This is a genomic window from Variovorax sp. 350MFTsu5.1 (genome assembly GCF_048302515.1).
GTDB lineage: Bacteria > Pseudomonadota > Gammaproteobacteria > Burkholderiales > Burkholderiaceae_C > Variovorax > Variovorax guangxiensis.
On the sequence record NZ_CP157620.1, the window covers coordinates 2,891,624 to 2,910,987 of the forward strand.

Genomic DNA, 19,364 nt, shown 5'->3' on the forward strand with positions numbered 1-19,364 from the left:
TATTTGAAATTGCGATGTTTCTATGAGAAACTCCGCCGCGTTCGCTGCACAGCGCACTTAAATTACTGCCACAGCCCTAAAAGGAGACACAAGCATGTCGGCAAATCCCGAGAACCTGTTCGGCTCGGCCGCTAACGACGCGGACGCCCAGGAGACCCGTGAATGGATGGATGCACTGTCTTCCGTCATCCAGAGCGAGGGGCCTGAGCGGGCTCACTTCCTTCTCGAGCAGCTGCTCGAACATGCCCGCCAGAACACGGTCGACATGCCGTTCTCGGCCAACACCGGCTACGTCAACACCATCGAACCCTCGCAGGAAGCCCGAAGCCCCGGCAACCTCGAGATCGAACAGCGCCTGCGCGCCTACATGCGCTGGAACGCGATGGCCATGGTGGTCAAGGCCAACCGCCACCATCCGGCAGAAGGCGGCGACCTGGGCGGCCACATCGGCTCCTTCGCTTCGCTGGCCAGCATGTTCGGAGCCGGCTTCAACCACTTCTGGCACGCCGAGAGCGAGAACCACGGCGGCGACCTGCTCTACATCCAGGGCCACGTTTCTCCAGGCATCTATGCCCGCGCCTATCTCGAAGGCCGCCTTTCCGAAGAGCAGCTGCTGAACTTCCGCCAGGAAGTCGACGGCAAGGGCCTCTCCAGCTACCCCCACCCCAAGCTGATGCCGGAGTTCTGGCAGTTCCCCACCGTGTCGATGGGCCTGGGCCCGCTGATGGCCATCTACCAGGCGCGCTTCCTCAAGTACCTGCACGCACGCGGCATCGCCAACACCGAGAACCGCAAGGTCTGGGTCTTCTGCGGCGACGGTGAAATGGACGAGGTCGAATCGCTGGGCGCCATCGGCCTGGCTGCGCGCGAGAACCTCGACAACCTGATCTTCGTCATCAACTGCAACCTGCAGCGCCTGGACGGCCCGGTGCGCGGCAACGGCAAGATCATCCAGGAGCTCGAAGGCGAGTTCCGCGGCGCCAACTGGAACGTCGTCAAGCTGGTCTGGGGCAAGGGCTGGGACGCCCTGCTCGAGAAGGACCACGACGGCGCGCTGCGCAAGATCATGATGGAGTGCAACGACGGCGACTACCAGTCGTTCAAGGCCAACGACGGCGCCTACGTCCGCAAGAACTTCTTCGGCCGCGATCCGCGCACGCTGAAGATGGTCGAGCACATGACCGACGACGAGATCTGGAACCTGCAGCGCGGCGGCCACGATTCGCAGAAGGTGTATGCCGCCTTCCACGCCGCCCAGAACCACAAGGGCCAGCCCACCGTGCTGCTCGTGAAGACCGTCAAGGGCTTCGGCATGGGCAAGATCGGCGAGGGCAAGAACACGGTCCACCAGACCAAGAAGCTCGGCGATGAGGACATCAAGGCCTTCCGCGACCGCTTCAACATCCCGATTCCCGACAGCCAGATCGCCGAGCTGCCGTTCTACAAGCCGGCCGACGACACGCCGGAAATGAAGTACCTGCACGAGCGCCGCAAGGCCCTGGGCGGCTACCTGCCGCACCGCCGCGTGAAGAGCGACGAGAGCTTCACCGTGCCCGCGCTCGACACCTTCAAGGCGGTGCTCGAACCCACGGCCGAAGGCCGCGAGATCTCGACCACGCAGGCCTACGTGCGCTTCCTCACGCAGCTGCTGCGCGACAAGGCGCTCGGCCCGCGCGTCGTGCCCATCCTGGTCGACGAGGCCCGCACCTTCGGCATGGAAGGCCTGTTCCGCCAGGTCGGCATCTACAACCCGCACGGTCAGCAGTACACCCCGGTCGACAAGGACCAAGTCATGTACTACAAGGAAGACAAGGCCGGCCAGATCCTGCAGGAAGGCATCAACGAAGCCGGCGGCATGTCGAGCTGGATCGCTGCCGCCACCTCGTACAGCACGAACAACCGCATCATGGTGCCGTTCTACGTGTACTACTCGATGTTCGGCTTCCAGCGCATCGGCGACCTGGCATGGGCTGCCGGCGACATGCAGGCGCGCGGCTTCCTGCTGGGCGGCACCTCGGGGCGCACCACGCTGAACGGCGAAGGCCTGCAGCACGAAGACGGCCACAGCCACATCCTGGCCAACACCATCCCGAACTGCGTGAGCTACGACCCGACCTTCGCGCATGAAGTCGGCGTGATCCTGCACCATGGCCTCAAGCGCATGGTCGAGAAGCAGGACAACGTCTACTACTACCTCACGCTGCTCAACGAGAACTACGCGATGCCCGGCCTCCAGCCCGGCACCGAAGAGCAGATCATCAAGGGCATGTACCTGTCGAAGCAGGGCCCCACGCTGAAGGCCAAGGCACCCACGGTGCAACTGCTGGGCAGCGGCACGATCCTGCGCGAGAGCTTTGCCGCGCAGGAACTGCTCGAGAAGGACTGGGGCGTGTCGGCTTCGGTGTGGAGCTGCCCGAGCTTCAACGAACTCACCCGCGACGGCCAGGACGCCGACCGCTGGAACCTGCTGCACCCCGACCAGACTCCGCGCGTGCCCTTCGTGGCCGAGCAGCTCGGCGCCACCACCGGCCCGGTGGTCGCATCGACCGACTACATGAAGGCCTATGCCGAGCAGATCCGCCCCTTCATCCCGAAGGGCCGCAACTACAAGGTGCTGGGCACCGACGGCTTCGGCCGCAGCGACTTCCGCAGCAAGCTGCGCGAGCACTTCGAGGTCAACCGCCACTACATCGTGGTGGCGGCGCTCAAGGCGCTGAGCGAAGATGGCACCGTGCCGGTGGCCAAGGTGGTGGAAGCGATCAAGAAGTACGGCATCAATGTCGACAAGGTCAACCCGCTCTACGCCTGATCCCCAATCAACAACCAATCAACGAACGAACGGCGCCTGACGGCGGGAGACAACGATATGGCAGCAGTGGAAGTGAAGGTGCCGGACATCGGCGATTTCGATGAAGTCGCGGTGATCGAGGTGCTCGTGAAGGTGGGCGACACGGTGAAGGCCGAGCAGTCGCTCATCACGGTCGAATCGGACAAGGCGTCGATGGAGATCCCGTCGTCGGCCGCCGGTGTGGTCAAGGAACTGAAGGTCGAAGTCGGCAGCAAGGTGAAAGAGGGCTCGGTGGTCCTCGTGCTCGAAGCCGAGGGAGCGGGTGCCGCGGCGGCTCCGGCCCCTGCGCCTGCAGCGGCTCCCGCGGCCGCCGCGCCTGCGCCGGCCGCGGCTGCGCCCGCACCGGCCCCTGCTGCAGCTCCGGCGGCTTCGGGCCCGGTCGAGGTCAAGGTGCCCGACATCGGCGACTTCAAGGACGTCGCCGTCATCGAAGTGCTGGTGAAGCCGGGCGACACGATCAAGGCCGAGCAGTCGCTGATCACGGTCGAGTCGGACAAGGCCTCGATGGAGATCCCATCGTCGGCCGCCGGCGTGCTCAAGGAACTCAAGGTCAAGGTCGGCGACACGGTCAACATCGGCGACCTGATCGCCGTGCTCGAAGGCGCGGCCGGTGCGGCCGCACCGGCGCCTGCGCAGGCAGCGGCAGCCGCAGCTCCTGCAGCCGCCACGGCGAGCGCTCCCGCCCCGGCAGCCCCGTCACCGGCGCCCGCAGCAGCAGCCCCGGCCCACAACCCGACGGCCGCTCCCAGCGGCAACCTGCCGCATGCCTCTCCCTCGGTGCGCAAGTTCGCCCGCGAGCTTGGCGTGCCGCTCGAGGAGGTCAAGGGCTCCGGTCCCAAGGGCCGCATCACGCAGGAAGACATCCAGAACTTCACCAAGGCCGTGATGAGCGGCCAGGCCAGCACCAAGGCCTCGGCGGCCAAGGCGCCGGCCGGTGGCGGCGGTGGCGACGGCGCGGCGCTGGGCCTCATCCCGTGGCCCAAGGTCGACTTCACCAAGTTCGGCACGGTCGAGCGCAAGGAGCTGTCGCGCATCAAGAAGCTCAGCGGCGCGAACCTGCACCGCAACTGGGTGATGATCCCGCACGTCACCAACAATGACGAGGCCGACATCACCGAGCTCGAAGCCTTCCGCGTCTCCACCAACAAGGAGAACGAGAAGTCGGGCGTGAAGGTGACCATGCTGGCCTTCGTCATCAAGGCGGTGGTCGCGGCCCTGAAGAAATTCCCCGAGTTCAACACCAGCCTGGACGGCGACCAGCTCGTCTACAAGCAGTACTACCACATCGGCTTCGCGGCCGACACGCCCAACGGCCTGGTGGTGCCCGTGCTGAAGGACGCCGACAAGAAGGGCATCCTGCAGATCAGCGCCGAGATGGGCGAGCTCGCCAAGAAGGCGCGCGACGGCAAGCTCGGCTCGGCCGACATGCAGGGCGGCTGCTTCTCGATCAGCTCGCTCGGCGGCATCGGCGGCACGCACTTCACGCCGATCATCAACGCGCCCGAGGTGGCCATCCTCGGCCTCTCGAAGAGCGCGATGAAGCCGGTGTGGGACGGCAAGCAGTTCGTGCCGCGCCTGACGCTGCCGCTGTCGCTGTCGTACGACCACCGCGTGATCGACGGCGCCCTGGCTGCGCGTTTCAACGCCTACCTGGGCCAGGTGCTCGCGGACTACCGTCGAATCCTCCTATGACCACGGTAGTGGCCGTCCGCAAGGGCGGCCAGGTCACGATGGCAGCGGACTCTCTGGTGACCTTCGGCGACACGCGGCTCTCGCACCGCGCCGAGACGAACCAGAAGATCTTCACCGTCGAGGACGCGGCGGGCACCAGCCTGTTCGCCCTGGCCGGCGCCGCCGCGCACTTCCTGGTGCTGCAGCACGCGCTGGCCGCGCAGCCGCGCGAGCAGCTGTTGTTCGGCAGCAAGCACGAGATCTTCCGCACCTTCACGATGCTGCATCCGGTGCTCAAGGACTCGTTCTTCATGCAGACCAAGGAAGACGACCACGAGCCCTACGAGTCGAGCCAGTTCACGATGCTGATGGCCAACCACAGCGGCATCTACGGCATCTACAGCTACCGCGAGGTGTTCGAGTTCAAGGAGTTCTGGGCCATCGGCTCGGGACGCAGCTTTGCGCTCGGCGCCATGCACGCGGCCTATGACATCAAGTCGCGCAATTCGCGCGACGTGGCGGAAGCGGGGATCGCCGCCGCCTGCGAATTCGATCGCAATTCGGCCCCACCGGTCGACGTTCTCACACTCAAACTGAAAGTGTCCAAATGAGCGAACAACAAATCAAGGTGCCCGACATCGGCGACTTCGACGAAGTCGCGGTCATCGAGGTGCTGGTCAACGTCGGAGACACGGTCAAGGCCGAGCAGTCGCTGATCACGGTCGAATCGGACAAGGCCTCGATGGAGATTCCGTCGTCCGCCGCCGGCGTGGTGAAGGCACTCGCGGTGAAGGTGGGCGACAAGGTCAGCGAAGGTTCGGTGGTGCTGACGCTGGAAGTCGACGGTGCCGCGGCACCCGCGCCCGCCGCGGCTGCGCCTGCCCCGGCTGCTGCCGCTCCCGCGGCGAAGGCTGCAGCACCCGCACCGGCCCCTGCCGCGCCGGCCGTGGCTGTGTCCAGCTACGGCGGCAAGGTCGACGTCGAGTGCGACGTGATCGTGCTCGGCGCCGGCCCCGGCGGCTACTCGGCCGCCTTCCGTGCCGCCGACCTCGGCCTGAAGGTCGTGCTGATCGAGCGCTACGCCACCCTCGGCGGCGTGTGCCTGAACGTCGGCTGCATCCCGTCGAAGGCGCTGCTGCACGTGGCTTCGGTCATGGACGAGGTCAAGCACTTCGCCGACCTCGGCGTGAGCTTCGGCGCGCCCACGGTCGACCGCGCCAAGCTGCTCGGCCACAAGAACAAGGTGGTGGGCAAGCTCACCAGCGGCCTCACCGCCATGGCCAAGATGCGCAAGGTGACGGTGCTGCGCGGCGTCGGCAACTTCATCGACCCGCACCACATCGAGGTCGAGGAAACCTCCGGCACCAGTTGGGACACCACCGGCAGCAAGCAGACCGTCAAGTTCCGCAGCGCGATCATCGCGGCCGGCTCGCAGGCCGTGAGCCTGCCCTTCATGCCGAAGGACCCGCGCGTGGTCGACTCGACCGGTGCGCTGGAAATGGGCACCGACCCCAAGCGCATGCTGATCCTGGGCGGCGGCATCATCGGCCTCGAAATGGGCACGGTGTATTCCACGCTGGGCGCGCGCCTGGACGTGGTCGAAATGCTCGACGGCCTGATGCAGGGCGCGGATCGCGACCTGGTGAAGGTCTGGCAGAAGATGAACGCGCCGCGCTTCGACAACATCATGCTCAAGACCAAGACGGTCGGCGCCGAGGCCACGAAGGAAGGCATCAAGGTCACCTTCGAGGGCGAGAACGCTCCGAAGGAGCCGCAGGTGTACGACCTGGTGCTTCAGGCCGTGGGTCGCAGCCCCAACGGCAAGAAGATCGGCGCCGAGAAGGCCGGCGTGACGGTGAGCGACCGCGGCTTCATCCCGGTCGACATCCAGATGCGCACCAACGTCCCGCACATCTTCGCCATCGGCGACATCGTGGGCCAGCCCATGCTGGCGCACAAGGCGGTGCACGAGGCCCACGTGGCGGCCGAAGTCATCGCCGGCGAACTCAAGGGCGACAAGGAGCTTTCGAGCGCGGCCTTCAACGCCCGCGTGATCCCGAGCGTGGCCTACACCGACCCCGAAGTGGCGTGGGTCGGCCTGACCGAAGACCAGGCGAAGGCCGAAGGCATCAAGGTCAAGAAGGGCCATTTCCCGTGGACGGCTTCGGGCCGCGCCATCGCCAACGGCCGCGACGAAGGCTTCACCAAGCTGCTGTTCGACGCCGAGACACACCGCATCCTGGGTGGCGGCATCGTGGGCACGCATGCCGGCGACATGCTGGGCGAGATTGCGCTGGCCATCGAGATGGGCGCGGACGAAATCGACATCGGCAAGACCATCCATCCGCACCCGACGCTGGGCGAAAGCATCGGCATGGCGGCGGAAGTGGCGCACGGCACCTGCACGGACCTGCCGCCGCAGAAGAAGGGCTGAGAAGCCGAAAAGAGCGCCCGTCGATCGATCGGGCGCCCATAAAAAATCCCGCCTAGGCGGGATTTTTTTCGTCCTTGATCGGGAAGCGAGGCTCAGTTGCCGGTGTTCGCGACGGCCGCAGCCTTCACTTCGTCCGCCGATCCGCCCATCACGCGGCGCGCGCCGTCGAAGCGGCGCTGCCAGTAGCTGCCGTTCATGTCTTCGACACGAACCTGGGCGCCCGAGCGGGGGGAATGGATGAACTTGCCTTCACCGACGTAGATGCCGACATGGCTGAAGGCGCGCCGCATGGTGTTGAAGAACACGAGGTCGCCGGGCTTGAGTTGGCTGCGGTCGATCTTCTCGGTGGCTGCGGCCTGCTCTTCGGCGCGGCGGGGGAGCATGTGGCCGACCGTCTCGTTGTACATGGCACGGACGAAGCCGCTGCAGTCGAAACCCGATTCGGCGGTGTTGCCGCCACGACGGTAGGGGACGCCGAGAAATCCGATGGCGGTGACGACCAGATCGGAGGTGCGTTCCGTGACGGTTTGACGAACCTGCTTGAGTTGTCCGATCAGGCCTTTGTCGGCAAGCATTCGTGCCAGCTCGTCATCGGTTTTTTCCTGTTGGGGGGCTGCATGGACTGCAACGGCAAAGAGGAGGGATGCGGGTAGGACGAAAAAACGCATGGCGCGTAGGATATTGATGACGCGCGGTTATGTCAATTTAAACAGAATTAGCGGATCCCTCTGTAAGTCATTGATTTACATAGAAAATTCCGATCCGGTCAAAGAAAAAATGTAACGGCGAACGTTTATGGTCCATAAACGGTTGACGGCCGAAAGGCCTTCGAACCTCGGGTGGATCGGTGCTCACGCTGGATTTGGTCGCTATTTCTCGTCAAGATCGCCTCAACTTCACGGAAAAGCCATGAACTTGCCGCGCTTGCCTCTTCCCTCATCCCTTTGTCGTTGGGCATTTGTCACAGTAATCGGGTTCTGCGGACTCGCCGCCGCGCAGCCGCGACCCGAAACCGTGGCGACAGGGCTCGAAAACCCGTGGGGCGTCACCTTCCTTTCGGGCGGCCGTTTCGTGGTGACCGAGCGGCCGGGCCGCATGCGGCTGGTCGGTGCCGACGGCAAGATCGTTGCACCCATCGCAGGCCTGCCGCCCATCGCGGCGGGCGGGCAGGGCGGTTTGCTCGACGTGCTCGCCGACTCCGGCTTCGAAAGGAACCGCACGCTGTATTTCTGCTTCTCCGAACCGGATGCCGGCGGCTCTGCCAACAGCACGGCGCTGGCGCGCGCCAACCTGTCGGCCGACGGCACGAGGCTGGAGGAGCTGAAGATCATCTTCAGCCAGCAGCCCAAGGTGGCGAGCCGCGCCCACTTCGGCTGCCGCATCGTCGAGGCGCGCGACGGAACGCTCTTTCTCACGCTCGGCGACCGCTTCAGCCGCAAGGAAGACGCGCAGAAGCTCGACAACCACCTCGGCAAGATCGTGCGCATCGGCAAGGATGGCTCGGTGCCCAAAGACAACCCCTTTGTCGGCAAGGCAGGCGCGCTGCCCGAGATCTGGAGCTACGGCCACCGAAACGGGCAGGGCGCAACGCTCGCGCCCGACGGCCGCCTCTGGATGACGGAGCACGGCCCGCAAGGCGGCGACGAAGTCAACATTCCGCAGGCCGGCCGCAACTACGGCTGGCCCGTGATCACCTACGGCGAGAACTACGGCGGCGGAAAGATCGGCGACGGCATCACGGCCAAGGAGGGCATGGAGCAGCCGCTGCACTACTGGGTGCCGTCGATCGCTCCGTCGGGCATGGCCTTCCTGACCAGCGACCGCTACGGCGCGGCCTGGAAGGGCAGCCTGTTCGTGGGTTCGCTGAAGTTCGGCTACCTGGATCGCATCGAACTCAAGGGCGGCAAGGTGGCGGCCGAGCAGAAGCTGCTGGCGGAAGGCCGGGCCCGCATCCGCGACGTGAAGCAGGGGCCGGACGGACTCCTCTACGTGCTGACCGACGAGGCCGACGGCAAGCTGCTGCGCCTGCGGCCGAACTGATTCAGCCGGGGCAGCCTGGCAGCGGCAATGTCGGCAGCATCCGGCGCCAGAGCCGGTTCCACTCGGGCCAGTCGTGGCCGCCTTCGGTCGTGAAGACGCGTTCGGGCGGCAGCACGCCCGCCAGCAGCCGGTTGCTGAAGGCGAAGCGGTCGTCCACGCCATAGCCCAGATATAGCGGCGGCCGTGCGCCCGCCGTGTCCGTGAAGCCCGCATAGCCGCGCAGCCATTGCCAGAGCTGCGTTTCGTTGGGTGTCCGGGGAGGCTCGGCGGCCGGGTCGGTCAGCGGCCCCTTCCATTTGGCGAGCCCGCCGGCGTTGGCGATGTCCGTGCCGAGCGCGCGCTCGCCGAGGTAGGGGGCCAGCGTCACCAGCCCTGCAAGATCGCCGGGGTGCGTCTGCGCATAGAGCATGCCGCCGAAGCCGCCGAGGGAAATGCCGACGAACCAGATGTGGTGGTAGCCCTGGCTGCGCGCGGGCGCCACCACGTCGGCGTCCAGGCGGTCGAGGATGGTCTTGTCGTTGAAGTAGCCGAGATGGGCGTCGACCAGCATCACGTCCGCCGCGATGCGGTTTTCGGCGACCGCGCGGACGAAGCCCTCGCGCTCGAACTCGTCTGGCGTCGAATAGGCGCCCGGCAGCATGACCAGCAGCGTGTCGACCTTCCCGCGCGCGCAACTGCTCTTTTCGAGCGAGGTCGCCATCGGCACCGTGGTCTTGCGCACCGCACCGCAGGCCGTGACGAGGAGGGCGGCGCCGATTCCCAGCGCGGCGAGGCAGAACCGTTTCGAGAAGAGCTTCTTCATCCGCCGGAGTCTAGGCGCGCCGCGAGAGGGGCAGCTCGACCATCACGGCCTGGCCGGGCGCGGTGCAGCCGGTGTCGCAGCACTTGCCGGGCTGGCGGTTGCGGGTGATCGCGCGGGCCGGGTCGTGCGGCGCGGCGGCGGGCGAGCCGTCGGCCGCGATGCCGCGCTCCAGGATGCGTTCGACCAGCTCGACCTTGGAGCCGACCGGGTAGTTGCGCCAGATCTCCTGCTTCATCGCCGCGGGCGAGCCGCCGCCGTGCAGGCTGATCACGCTGTACCAGCCGCCCTGGTAGCCGGCCGTCAGGTCCTCGATGAAGCGGGCGGTCTCGATGCGCTGCTCGTAGGGAATGGCCGGGTTGGCGCGCAGCACGTCGGACAGGCGGGCCGCGGTCTCGGGGTTGTGGTCTTCGTCAGGGCCGGGCAGGGTGACGATCAGGCCGCCGCTCACGTAGTGCGCAATGCGGTGCATGTCGTAGATCTTCGTGGCCAGCAGCAGCTTGCCGATGTTGCTGAACACCGGGTCGGGCATGAACACTTCGCAGTGCTCATCGGCCTTGCCATAGACGCTGGCCGCCACGCCGCAGGCGAAGAAGCTCTCGGTGATGGTGATGAGCTCCACCATCTGCTCACGCAGGTGGCTTTCCTTGCCCGGGTCGAAGCCGTTGGCCTCGCACATCAGCGCCCCCGCGCCGATCAGCAGGTCGCCGAAGCCGGCGCGCGCGCCGATGCAGCTGTGGCGGTGGTGCGTGGCGTAGCTGTAGGTAAGGTGGCCGGAATGCTCCCACTCGCCCGCGTAGAACACGCGCTCCCAGGGCACGAAGACGCGGTCGAACATGCACACGCCGGTGCTCTGGCCGTACTTGCGGCTGAAGAGGGCGTCGCCGTGCTCCAGTTTCTCGCCGGGCCGGCCCGCCGGCCGCGCGACGATGGTGAGGCCGGGCGCATCCAGCGGCACGGCGCAGCAGACGGCGAAGTCGGCGTCTTCCTTGCCCATGTTGCGGCAGGGCATGACCAGCAACTCGTGCACGTAAGGCGCGCCGGTCACGATGGCCTTGGTGCCCGAGATGACGATGCCGCGCGCGTTGCGCTCCACCACGTGCAGGTAGCTGTCGACGTTCGCCTGCTCGTGCGGCCGGCGGCTGCGGTCGCCCTTGGCATCGGTCATGGCCACGCCCAGGGTCAGGTCCTGGTCCTGCACGCGGTGGAGGTACTCGTGGAAGCGCGCGGTGTGTTCGGTGCTGCCACGCGCGTCGTCGATGCGGGCCGATACCTGGGCGATGGCGTTGAGCGCGTCGTGCGTCAGGTAGCGCTGGGCGCAGCCTGTTTCCTGGCAGACCAGCCGCACGGCTTCGAGCTTGTTGAGCAGGTCGCCCGCGCTCTTGTTGATGTGGGACAGCCGGTTGACCCGCTTGCCGCTGGTGTGCTGCACGGCGGTCATCAGCGGCTCGTGCTCGCTCCTGAGGGCGTAGTCGTAGGTGAGGGCGATGGCATTGATGCCGGGCTGGAAGGCGGCTTCGTCGGCCACGCTGTCGACGCGGCGGCCGTCGACGAACACGGTGGGCTTGTAGCGGCGCAGCGATTCGCGGTAGTCGGCGCCGGACATGAGGGAGGTGCCGGGGAGCGGGGCGTTCATCGTGTCTGTCTCCTGATCGGGTGGGTTTTATCGAGATTTAAACACTGTTCAATTTTTCAATCAACGATCAAAAAATTGGGCGTGCGATCAATCGAGGGCTATAGTCCCGTCCATGGAAGCCAAGACCCAGCGCCGCCAGGCGCTCAGCGACGCCCGCCGCACCCTCGTGCTCGATGCCGCCCGCGCGGTCTTTCTGGAAGCCGGCATCGAGGGCGCCAGCGTCCGGGAGATCGCCAGGAAGGCCGGCTATACGCCGGGCGCCATCTATTCGTACTTCGAGAGCAAGGAGGCGATCTACGCGGCCCTGCTGAACGAGTCCATCCAGCGGCTGCAGGCCGCGGTGGCCGAGGCCTCCGCGCCGCAGGACGGCCCCGGCCAGGCCCTCGCCGCGAGGGCCCAGGCCTGGTTCGACTTCTATGCCGCGAACCCACGCGAGCTCGACCTGGGCTTCTACCTGGTGCAGGGCATGCGCCCGCGCGGGCTGACCAGCGAGCTCGACCACGAGTTGAACGACCATCTCTACCAGGCCCTGCGGCCCTGCGAAGAGGCGCTGCAGGACATGGGGCTCGACGCCGACGCAGCCCTGCGCGAGAACACCGCGCTCTTCGCGCACGGCGTCGGCCTGCTGCTGATGCAGCACACAGGGCGCATCCGCATGTTCAGGCAGTCGGCCGACGCGCTGTTCAAGGCCTACGTGGCGCAGCTCGTGGAGCGCGTTGCCGGCGGCGCGCGCCAACCGGGTCTTTTCGGTGGTACGGTTCAGTCCGATTCAACCGATTCCTGAAAAAGAAAGAACCCGTTCATGCTGCTCGACGCCTCGCAATCCCAACTCGTCCTGGTCGATTACCAGGCACGCCTGATGCCGGCGATCTTCGAGGGGGAAGCGGTCGCGCAGAACGCCGTGCGGCTCGGCAGGATGGCCAAGCTGTTCCAGGTGCCGGTGTTCGGCACCGAGCACAACCCCTCCAAGCTGGGCCAGAACCTGCCCGACATCCGCGCGCAGTGCCAGCGCACCATGTCGAAGATGCATTTCAGCGGCGTGGAAGAGGGCCTGGGCGAGTGGCTGCGCGTGCCGGCCAAGGCACCGCAGGGCAATGCGCGCAGCCTGCCCAAGCACCTGCAGAAGCCCGCGGCGCCCGCCGAGGAGCGCAACAGCATCGTGATCGCTGGCTGCGAAGCCCATGTCTGCCTGCTGCAGACGGCGCTCGACCTGCTGGAAGACGAGTTCGAGGTCTGGGTCGTCACCGACGCCTGCAGCTCGCGCACCGAGCGCAACCGCGATGCCGCCTTCGACCGGCTGGCCGGTGCCGGCGCCGAGCTGGTGACGACCGAGATGGTCGGCTTCGAGTGGCTGCGTACGGCGGAGCATCCCGCGTTTCCTGAAGTGCTCTCGCTCGTCCGCTGAGCCGGGCGGCGGAGTAAAGCCGGGTTGCCCCGGCTGTCAGCTTGCTGCAAGATCGGTCTCCATAATTATGAATTCAGTTTTGGCGCCTGCCAGGACTGGACGAATAACAGGAGACAACCGAGATGAGCCGCTACGAAGAGTTCTATCGCCAATCCGTCGACGCGCCCGAGGCCTTCTGGGCCGAGCAGGCGAAGCTGATCGACTGGCAGACGCCCGCGCAACAGATCCTCGACGCCAGCCAGCCGCCTTTCGCGCGCTGGTTCGTGGGCGGCACCACCAACCTCTGCCACAACGCCGTCGACCGGCACCTGCCGGCGCGGGGCGACCAGCCGGCGCTGATCTTCGTGTCCACCGAAACCGGCGTCGAGAAGAGCTACAGCTTCGCCGAGCTGCACGCCGAAGTGCAGCGCACCGCCGCCAGCCTCCTCGAGCTGGGCGTGGGCAAGGGCGACCGCGTGCTCATCTACATGCCGATGATTCCGGAGGCCGCCTTCGCGATGCTGGCCTGCGCGCGCATCGGTGCCATCCACTGCGTGGTGTTCGGCGGCTTCGCCAGCGGCTCGCTCGCCACGCGCATCGAGGACGCGGAGCCCAAGGTGATCGTGAGCGCCGACGCGGGATCGCGCGGCAACAAGGTCATCGCGTACAAGCCGCTGCTCGACGAGGCGATCCGGCTGTCGAAGCACAAGCCATCGGCCGTGCTGCTCACCGACCGGGGGCTGGCGCCGATGGACCTGACGGCGGGGCGCGACCACCTGGCCGCCGAGCTGCGCCGCAAGCACCTCGACGCCAAGGTGCCCTGCACCTGGCTGGCCTCTACCGACATCAGCTACACCATCTACACGAGCGGCACCACCGGCAAGCCCAAGGGCGTGCAGCGCGACGTGGGTGGGTACGCGGTAGCGCTGGCTGCGAGCATGAAGCACATCTTCGATGGGCGGCCCGGCGAAACCTACTTCTCGACCAGCGACATCGGCTGGGTGGTGGGCCACAGCTACATCGTCTACGGCCCGCTGATCGCAGGCATGTCGACGATCATGTACGAGGGCCTGCCCACGCAGGGCATCGACCGCGGGCCCGACGGCGGCATCTGGTGGCGCCTCGTCGAGAAATACAAAGTGACGGTGATGTTCAGCGCGCCCACGGCGGTGCGCGTGCTCAAGAAGCAGGACCCGGCGCTGCTGAAGAAATACGACCTCTCCACGTTGCGCGCGCTGTTCCTGGCCGGCGAGCCGCTCGACGAGCCCACCGCCCGATGGATCAGCGAGGGCCTGGGCGTGCCGATCATCGACAACTACTGGCAGACCGAATCGGGCTGGCCGATGATCACCATCGCCAACGGCGTCGAGCCCAAGCCCAGCAAGTTCGGCAGCCCCGGGGTGCCGATGTACGGCTACCGCATCAGGATCGTGCATGAGTCCACCGGCGAGGAGTTGACCGGCGCGAACGAGAAGGGCGTGGTCGTGGTCGAGGGGCCGACCCCGCCGGGCTTCATGCAGACCGTGTGGAAGGACGACGCGCGCTTCGTCAACACCTACTGGAAGAGCGTGCCGGGCAAGATGGTCTATTCGACCTTCGACTGGGGCATCCGCGACGAGGACGGCTATTTCTACATCCTCGGGCGCACCGACGACGTGATCAACGTGGCGGGCCACCGGCTGGGCACGCGCGAGATCGAGGAAAGCATCTCGGGCCATTCCAACGTCGCCGAAGTGGCGGTGGTCGGCGTGGCCGATGCGCTGAAGGGACAGGTCGCAATGGCCTTCGTCGTGCCCAGGGACGGCAAGGCCGTGACCGATGCCGACGTGGCGCTGAAGCTCGAAGGCGAGATCATGAAGCTGGTGGCCGACCAGCTCGGTGCCCTGGCCCGGCCGGCCCGGGTGCGCTTCGTCTCCGGCCTGCCGAAGACCCGCAGCGGCAAGCTGCTGCGCCGGGCCATCCAGGCCGTCTGCGAGCAGCGCGACCCCGGCGACCTGACCACCATCGACGACCCCGCCACGCTGCAGCAGATCAAACAGTTACTTTCTTGAGTCGAATGAGCGGGGAATGAGCAACAGCGGGGGGTTGCGAAGCCGGGTTGGACCGTCATATGGTTGACGTGGCACAATGCCAAGGTACTCAGGCCCTTCCCCAGCCACAGTCGCATCCGCCAATCGGTTCAGCCGTGTCGCGGAAGGTTTCTTAAACCAGCTAGTGCTTCCCTCAGGGAAGCGAAGGTCAGCGGATCATGAGCGATTCTTCTACGCCCACGGCGTACACCGCCTATCAAGGCAACACGTACCTCTTCGGCGGCAATGCGCCGTACGTCGAGGAAATGTACGAAAACTACCTCGCCAACCCAGGCAGCGTTCCCGACAACTGGCGTTCGTACTTCGACGCGCTGCAGAACGTTCCCGCCGCCGACGGCACGAACACCCGCGACGTCCCCCACCAGCCGGTCATCAACGCCTTCGCCGAACTCGCGAAGCAAGGCACGACCAAGGTCGTGCAGGCCAGCGGCGCCGACTCCGAACTCGGCCGCAAGCGCACCGCGGTCCAGCAACTGATCGCCGCCTACCGCAACGTCGGCGCCCGCTGGGCCGACCTCGATCCGCTCAAGCGCGCCGAGCGTCCCTCCATTCCTGAACTCGAGCCCTCGTTCTACGGCTTCGCCGACGCCGACCTCGAGACGGTGTTCAACACCAGCAACACTTTCTTCGGCAAGGACACCATGTCCTTGCGCGAACTGCTCAACGCACTGCGCGAAACGTACTGCGGCACCATCGGCGCCGAGTACATGTACACCACCGACCAGAACCACAAGCGCTGGTGGCAGCAGAAGCTCGAGAGCGCCCGCACCAATCCCAAGCTGAACGCCGACCAGAAGAAGCGCGTTCTCGACCGCCTGACCGCGGCCGAAGGCCTGGAGCGCTTCCTCCACACCAAGTACGTCGGCCAGAAGCGCTTCTCGCTCGAAGGCGGCGAGAGCTTCATCGTCGCGATGGACGAACTCATCAACCGCGCCGGTGAGAAGGGCGTGCAGGAAATCGTGATCGGCATGGCCCACCGCGGCCGCCTGAACGTGCTGGTGAACTCGCTGGGCAAGATGCCTGCCGACCTGTTCGCCGAGTTCGACCACACCGCCCCCGAAGAGCTGCCCAGCGGCGACGTGAAGTACCACCAGGGCTTCAGCTCCGACGTCAGCACCCCTGGCGGCCCGGTGCACCTGTCGCTGGCCTTCAACCCCTCCCACCTCGAGATCGTCAACCCGGTCGTCGAAGGCTCGGTGCGCGCCCGCATGGACCGCCGCGGCGACAAGGAAGGCGACTCGGTGCTGCCGGTGCTCGTGCACGGCGACGCCGCCTTCGCCGGCCAGGGCGTGGTCATGGAAACGCTGGCGCTGGCCGAAACCCGCGGCTACTACACCGGCGGCACGGTCCACATCGTCATCAACAACCAGATCGGCTTCACCACCAGCGACCCGCGCGACAGCCGCTCGACGCTGTATTGCACGGACATCGTCAAGATGATCGACGCGCCGGTGCTGCACGTGAACGGCGACGATCCCGAAGCCGTGGTGCTGTGCATGCAGCTCGCGCTGGAGTTCCGCCAGGAATTCAACAAGGACGTGGTCATCGACATCGTCTGCTATCGCAAGCTGGGCCACAACGAGCAGGACACCCCCTCGCTCACCCAGCCGCTGATGTACAAGAAGATCGCCCAGCACCCCGGCACCCGCCGCCTGTACGCAGACAAGCTGGCCGCGCAAGGCCTGGGCGAGACGCTCGGCGACGACATGGTCAAGGCCTACCGCGCCGCCATGGATGCCGGCAAGCACACCATCGACCCGGTGCTGACCAACTTCAAGAGCAAGTACGCGGTCGACTGGAGCCCCTTCCTCAACAAGAAGTGGACCGACGCCGGCGACACCGCCATCCCCACCACCGAGTGGAAGCGGCTGGCCGAGAAGATCACCACCGTGCCGCAAGGCTTCACCGTGCACCCGCTGGTGAAGAAGGTGCTGGACGACCGCGCTGCCATGGGCCGCGGCGACGTCAACGTCGACTGGGGCATGGGCGAGCACATGGCCTTCGCCTCGCTGGTGGCCAGCGGCTACCCGGTGCGCCTGTCGGGTGAAGACTCCGGCCGCGGCACCTTCACGCACCGCCACGCGGTGCTGCACGACCAGAACCGCGAGAAGTTCGACGAAGGCACCTACGTGCCGCTGCAGAACGTGGCCGACAACCAGGCTCCGTTCGTCGTGATCGACTCGATCCTCTCGGAAGAAGCGGTGCTGGCCTTCGAATACGGCTACGCCTCGAACGACCCGAACACCCTGGTGATCTGGGAGGCGCAGTTCGGCGACTTTGTCAACGGCGCGCAAGTGGTGATCGACCAGTTCATCGCCTCGGGCGAAGTGAAGTGGGGCCGCGTCAACGGCATCACCATGATGCTGCCGCACGGCTACGAAGGCCAGGGCCCCGAGCACAGCTCGGCCCGCCTGGAGCGCTTCATGCAGCTGGCCGCCGACGCCAACATGCAGATCGTGCAGCCCACCACGGCCAGCCAGATCTTCCACGTGCTGCGCCGCCAGATGGTGCGCAGCCTGCGCAAGCCGCTGATCATCATGACGCCGAAGTCGCTGTTGCGTAACAAGGACGCGACCTCCCCGCTGTCCGAGTTCGTCAAGGGCGGCTTCCAGACCGTGATCCCCGACAGCCGCGACCTGAAGGCCGAGAAGGTCAAGCGCCTGATCGCCTGCTCGGGCAAGGTCTACTACGACCTGGCCAAGAAGCGCGAGGAGAAGGAAGCCGACGACGTGGCGATCATCCGCGTCGAGCAGCTCTATCCGTTCCCGCACAAGGCATTCGCCGCCGAGATCAAGAAGTACCCGAATCTCGTCGACGTGGTGTGGTGCCAGGACGAGCCGCAGAACCAGGGCGCCTGGTTCTTCGTGCAGCACTACATCCACGAAAACATGCAGGAAGGCCAGAAGCTCGGCTATTCCGGCCGTGCCGCCTCGGCATCGCCGGCGGTGGGCTACTCGCACCTGCACCAGGAACAGCAGAAGGCGCTGGTCGACGGCGCGTTCGCCAAGCTCAAGGGCTTCGTGCTGACCAAGTAAACCTGTCCTCTTTCACACGAACACCCTGAAGAACAAATCGGAGCCCACTCCAAATGTCTATCGTTGAAGTCAAAGTCCCCCAGCTTTCCGAATCCGTGGCCGAAGCCACCATGCTCACCTGGAAGAAGAAGGCCGGCGAAGCCGTCGCCGTCGATGAAATCCTGATCGAGATCGAGACCGACAAGGTCGTGCTCGAAGTGCCCGCTCCCTCGGCCGGCGTTCTGTCCGAAATCATCCAGCCCGACGGTGCCACCGTGGTCGCCGACCAGCTGATCGCCAAGATCGACACCGAAGGCAAGGCCGGCGCGGCCGCTCCCGCGGCGGCACCCGCCGCCGCGGCGGCCCCGGCGCCCGCGGCCGCTCCGGCAGCGGCTGCTGCAGCCACCGGCGGCTCGAAGGCCGACGTCGCGATGCCCGCCGCCGCCAAGCTGCTGGCCGACAACAACCTCAAGACCGGCGACGTGGCCGGCACCGGCAAGGACGGCCGTGTGACCAAGGGCGACGTGCTCGCCGCAGTCGCCTCTGGCGCCAAGCCCGCCACGGCCGTGGCTGCCACCGTTTCCGTGCCGGCCGGCAAGCCCGCGCTGCCGCAGGTTGCCGCACCGGCCAGCGCCCCCGACCTGGGCGAGCGCCCCGAGCAGCGCGTGCCGATGAGCCGCCTGCGCGCCCGCATCGCCGAGCGCCTGATCCAGTCGCAGTCGACCAACGCCATCCTGACGACCTTCAACGAAGTCAACATGGCGCCCGTCATGGAACTGCGCAAGCGCTTCCAGGACAGCTTCACCAAGGAACACGGCGTGAAGCTCGGCTTCATGTCCTTCTTCGTGAAGGCTGCCGTGCATGCCCTCAAGAAGTACCCGGTGCTCAACGCCTCGGTGGACGGCAACGACATCCTGTACCACGGCTACTTCGACATCGGCATCGCCGTCGGTTCGCCGCGCGGCCTGGTGGTGCCGATCCTGCGCAATGCCGACCAGATGAGCTTCGCCGACATCGAGAAGAAGATCGCCGAATACGGCAAGAAGGCACAGGACGGCAAGCTGGGCATCGAAGAGATGACCGGCGGCACGTTCTCCATCTCGAACGGCGGCACTTTCGGCTCGATGCTCTCGACCCCGATCATCAACCCGCCCCAGTCGGCCATCCTGGGCGTGCACGCCACGAAGGACCGCGCCGTGGTCGAGAACGGCCAGATCGTGGTCCGCCCGATGAACTACCTGGCCATGAGCTATGACCACCGCATCATCGACGGCCGCGAAGCCGTGCTGGGCCTGGTCGCCATGAAGGAGGCGCTGGAAGACCCGTCGCGCCTGCTGTTCGATATCTGACCACCCCCGTTGCTTGCTCACTTCGTGTAGCCGCCTCCCCCCTCGAGGGGGTGCACCCGGCGGCCCGGCAGAGCCGGTACCGCGGGTGCCTGCGAACCG

Annotated in this window: 13 protein-coding genes; 10 read left to right on the plus strand and 3 right to left on the minus strand. The window is 66.3% G+C overall.

Features of this window, described 5'->3' with window-relative positions:
* The first annotated feature begins 94 nt into the window (after positions 1-94).
* Genes aceE through lpdA form a run of 4 tightly spaced genes read left to right on the plus strand, consistent with a single transcriptional unit; the run spans position 95 to position 6,953 of the window.
* Complete coding sequence (aceE, locus tag ABL843_RS13025; protein ID WP_418120138.1) at positions 95-2,809, plus strand: pyruvate dehydrogenase (acetyl-transferring), homodimeric type; 2,715 nt, start codon at positions 95-97, stop codon at positions 2,807-2,809.
* A 57-nt stretch (positions 2,810-2,866) separates the two neighbouring features.
* Positions 2,867-4,540 (plus strand): dihydrolipoyllysine-residue acetyltransferase, encoded by a 1,674-nt coding sequence (aceF, locus tag ABL843_RS13030; RefSeq protein ID WP_418120139.1) that lies wholly within the window; start codon positions 2,867-2,869, stop codon positions 4,538-4,540.
* Positions 4,537-5,130 carry an MFS transporter gene (locus tag ABL843_RS13035; RefSeq protein ID WP_418120140.1) on the plus strand — a complete coding sequence of 198 codons (594 nt, stop codon included), beginning with the start codon at positions 4,537-4,539 and terminating at the stop codon, positions 5,128-5,130. The genes aceF and ABL843_RS13035 overlap by 4 nt, the downstream gene beginning before the upstream one ends.
* The gene (gene lpdA, locus ABL843_RS13040) at positions 5,127-6,953 is read left to right on the plus strand and encodes a dihydrolipoyl dehydrogenase (RefSeq protein ID WP_418120141.1); all 1,827 of its coding nucleotides are present in this window, start codon (positions 5,127-5,129) and stop codon (positions 6,951-6,953) included. Before ABL843_RS13035 ends, lpdA begins: the two co-directional genes overlap by 4 nt.
* 92 nt (positions 6,954-7,045) lie before the next feature.
* On the opposite strand, the gene ABL843_RS13045 is transcribed toward lpdA, so the two are convergent.
* Positions 7,046-7,621 carry a C40 family peptidase gene (locus ABL843_RS13045; protein WP_126018778.1) on the minus strand — a complete coding sequence of 192 codons (576 nt, stop codon included), beginning with the start codon at positions 7,619-7,621 and terminating at the stop codon, positions 7,046-7,048.
* Between the two features lie 241 nt (positions 7,622-7,862).
* Between ABL843_RS13045 and ABL843_RS13050 the strand changes: the two genes are divergently transcribed.
* Complete coding sequence (locus ABL843_RS13050; protein ID WP_418120142.1) at positions 7,863-8,993, plus strand: PQQ-dependent sugar dehydrogenase; 1,131 nt, start codon at positions 7,863-7,865, stop codon at positions 8,991-8,993.
* Position 8,994: 1 nt separating this feature from the next.
* Here ABL843_RS13050 and ABL843_RS13055 read toward each other — a convergent pair whose 3' ends face one another.
* Together ABL843_RS13055 and ABL843_RS13060 are read right to left on the minus strand one after the other, a co-directional pair.
* Positions 8,995-9,795 carry an alpha/beta hydrolase gene (locus ABL843_RS13055; RefSeq protein WP_369658473.1) on the minus strand — a complete coding sequence of 267 codons (801 nt, stop codon included), beginning with the start codon at positions 9,793-9,795 and terminating at the stop codon, positions 8,995-8,997.
* Between the two features lie 10 nt (positions 9,796-9,805).
* Positions 9,806-11,428, minus strand: coding sequence for a 4-hydroxyphenylacetate 3-hydroxylase family protein (locus tag ABL843_RS13060; protein WP_418120143.1), 1,623 nt, complete (start codon positions 11,426-11,428; stop codon positions 9,806-9,808).
* Positions 11,429-11,540: 112 nt separating this feature from the next.
* On the opposite strand from ABL843_RS13060, the gene ABL843_RS13065 reads away from it, so the two are divergent.
* From ABL843_RS13065 to odhB, 5 genes are all read left to right on the plus strand, one after another.
* Positions 11,541-12,212, plus strand: coding sequence for a TetR/AcrR family transcriptional regulator (locus ABL843_RS13065; protein WP_418120144.1), 672 nt, complete (start codon positions 11,541-11,543; stop codon positions 12,210-12,212).
* Between the two features lie 18 nt (positions 12,213-12,230).
* Positions 12,231-12,833, plus strand: coding sequence for an isochorismatase family protein (locus ABL843_RS13070; RefSeq protein WP_184638599.1), 603 nt, complete (start codon positions 12,231-12,233; stop codon positions 12,831-12,833).
* Between the two features lie 122 nt (positions 12,834-12,955).
* Positions 12,956-14,863, plus strand: a complete 1,908-nt coding sequence (locus tag ABL843_RS13075; RefSeq protein WP_418120145.1) for a propionate--CoA ligase — start codon at positions 12,956-12,958, stop codon at positions 14,861-14,863.
* Between the two features lie 197 nt (positions 14,864-15,060).
* On the plus strand, positions 15,061-17,937 hold the full coding sequence (locus tag ABL843_RS13080; protein WP_369658468.1) for a 2-oxoglutarate dehydrogenase E1 component: 2,877 nt from the start codon (positions 15,061-15,063) through the stop codon (positions 17,935-17,937).
* A 53-nt stretch (positions 17,938-17,990) separates the two neighbouring features.
* Positions 17,991-19,265 carry a 2-oxoglutarate dehydrogenase complex dihydrolipoyllysine-residue succinyltransferase gene (gene odhB / locus ABL843_RS13085; RefSeq protein ID WP_418120146.1) on the plus strand — a complete coding sequence of 425 codons (1,275 nt, stop codon included), beginning with the start codon at positions 17,991-17,993 and terminating at the stop codon, positions 19,263-19,265.
* Positions 19,266-19,364 lie beyond the last annotated feature (99 nt).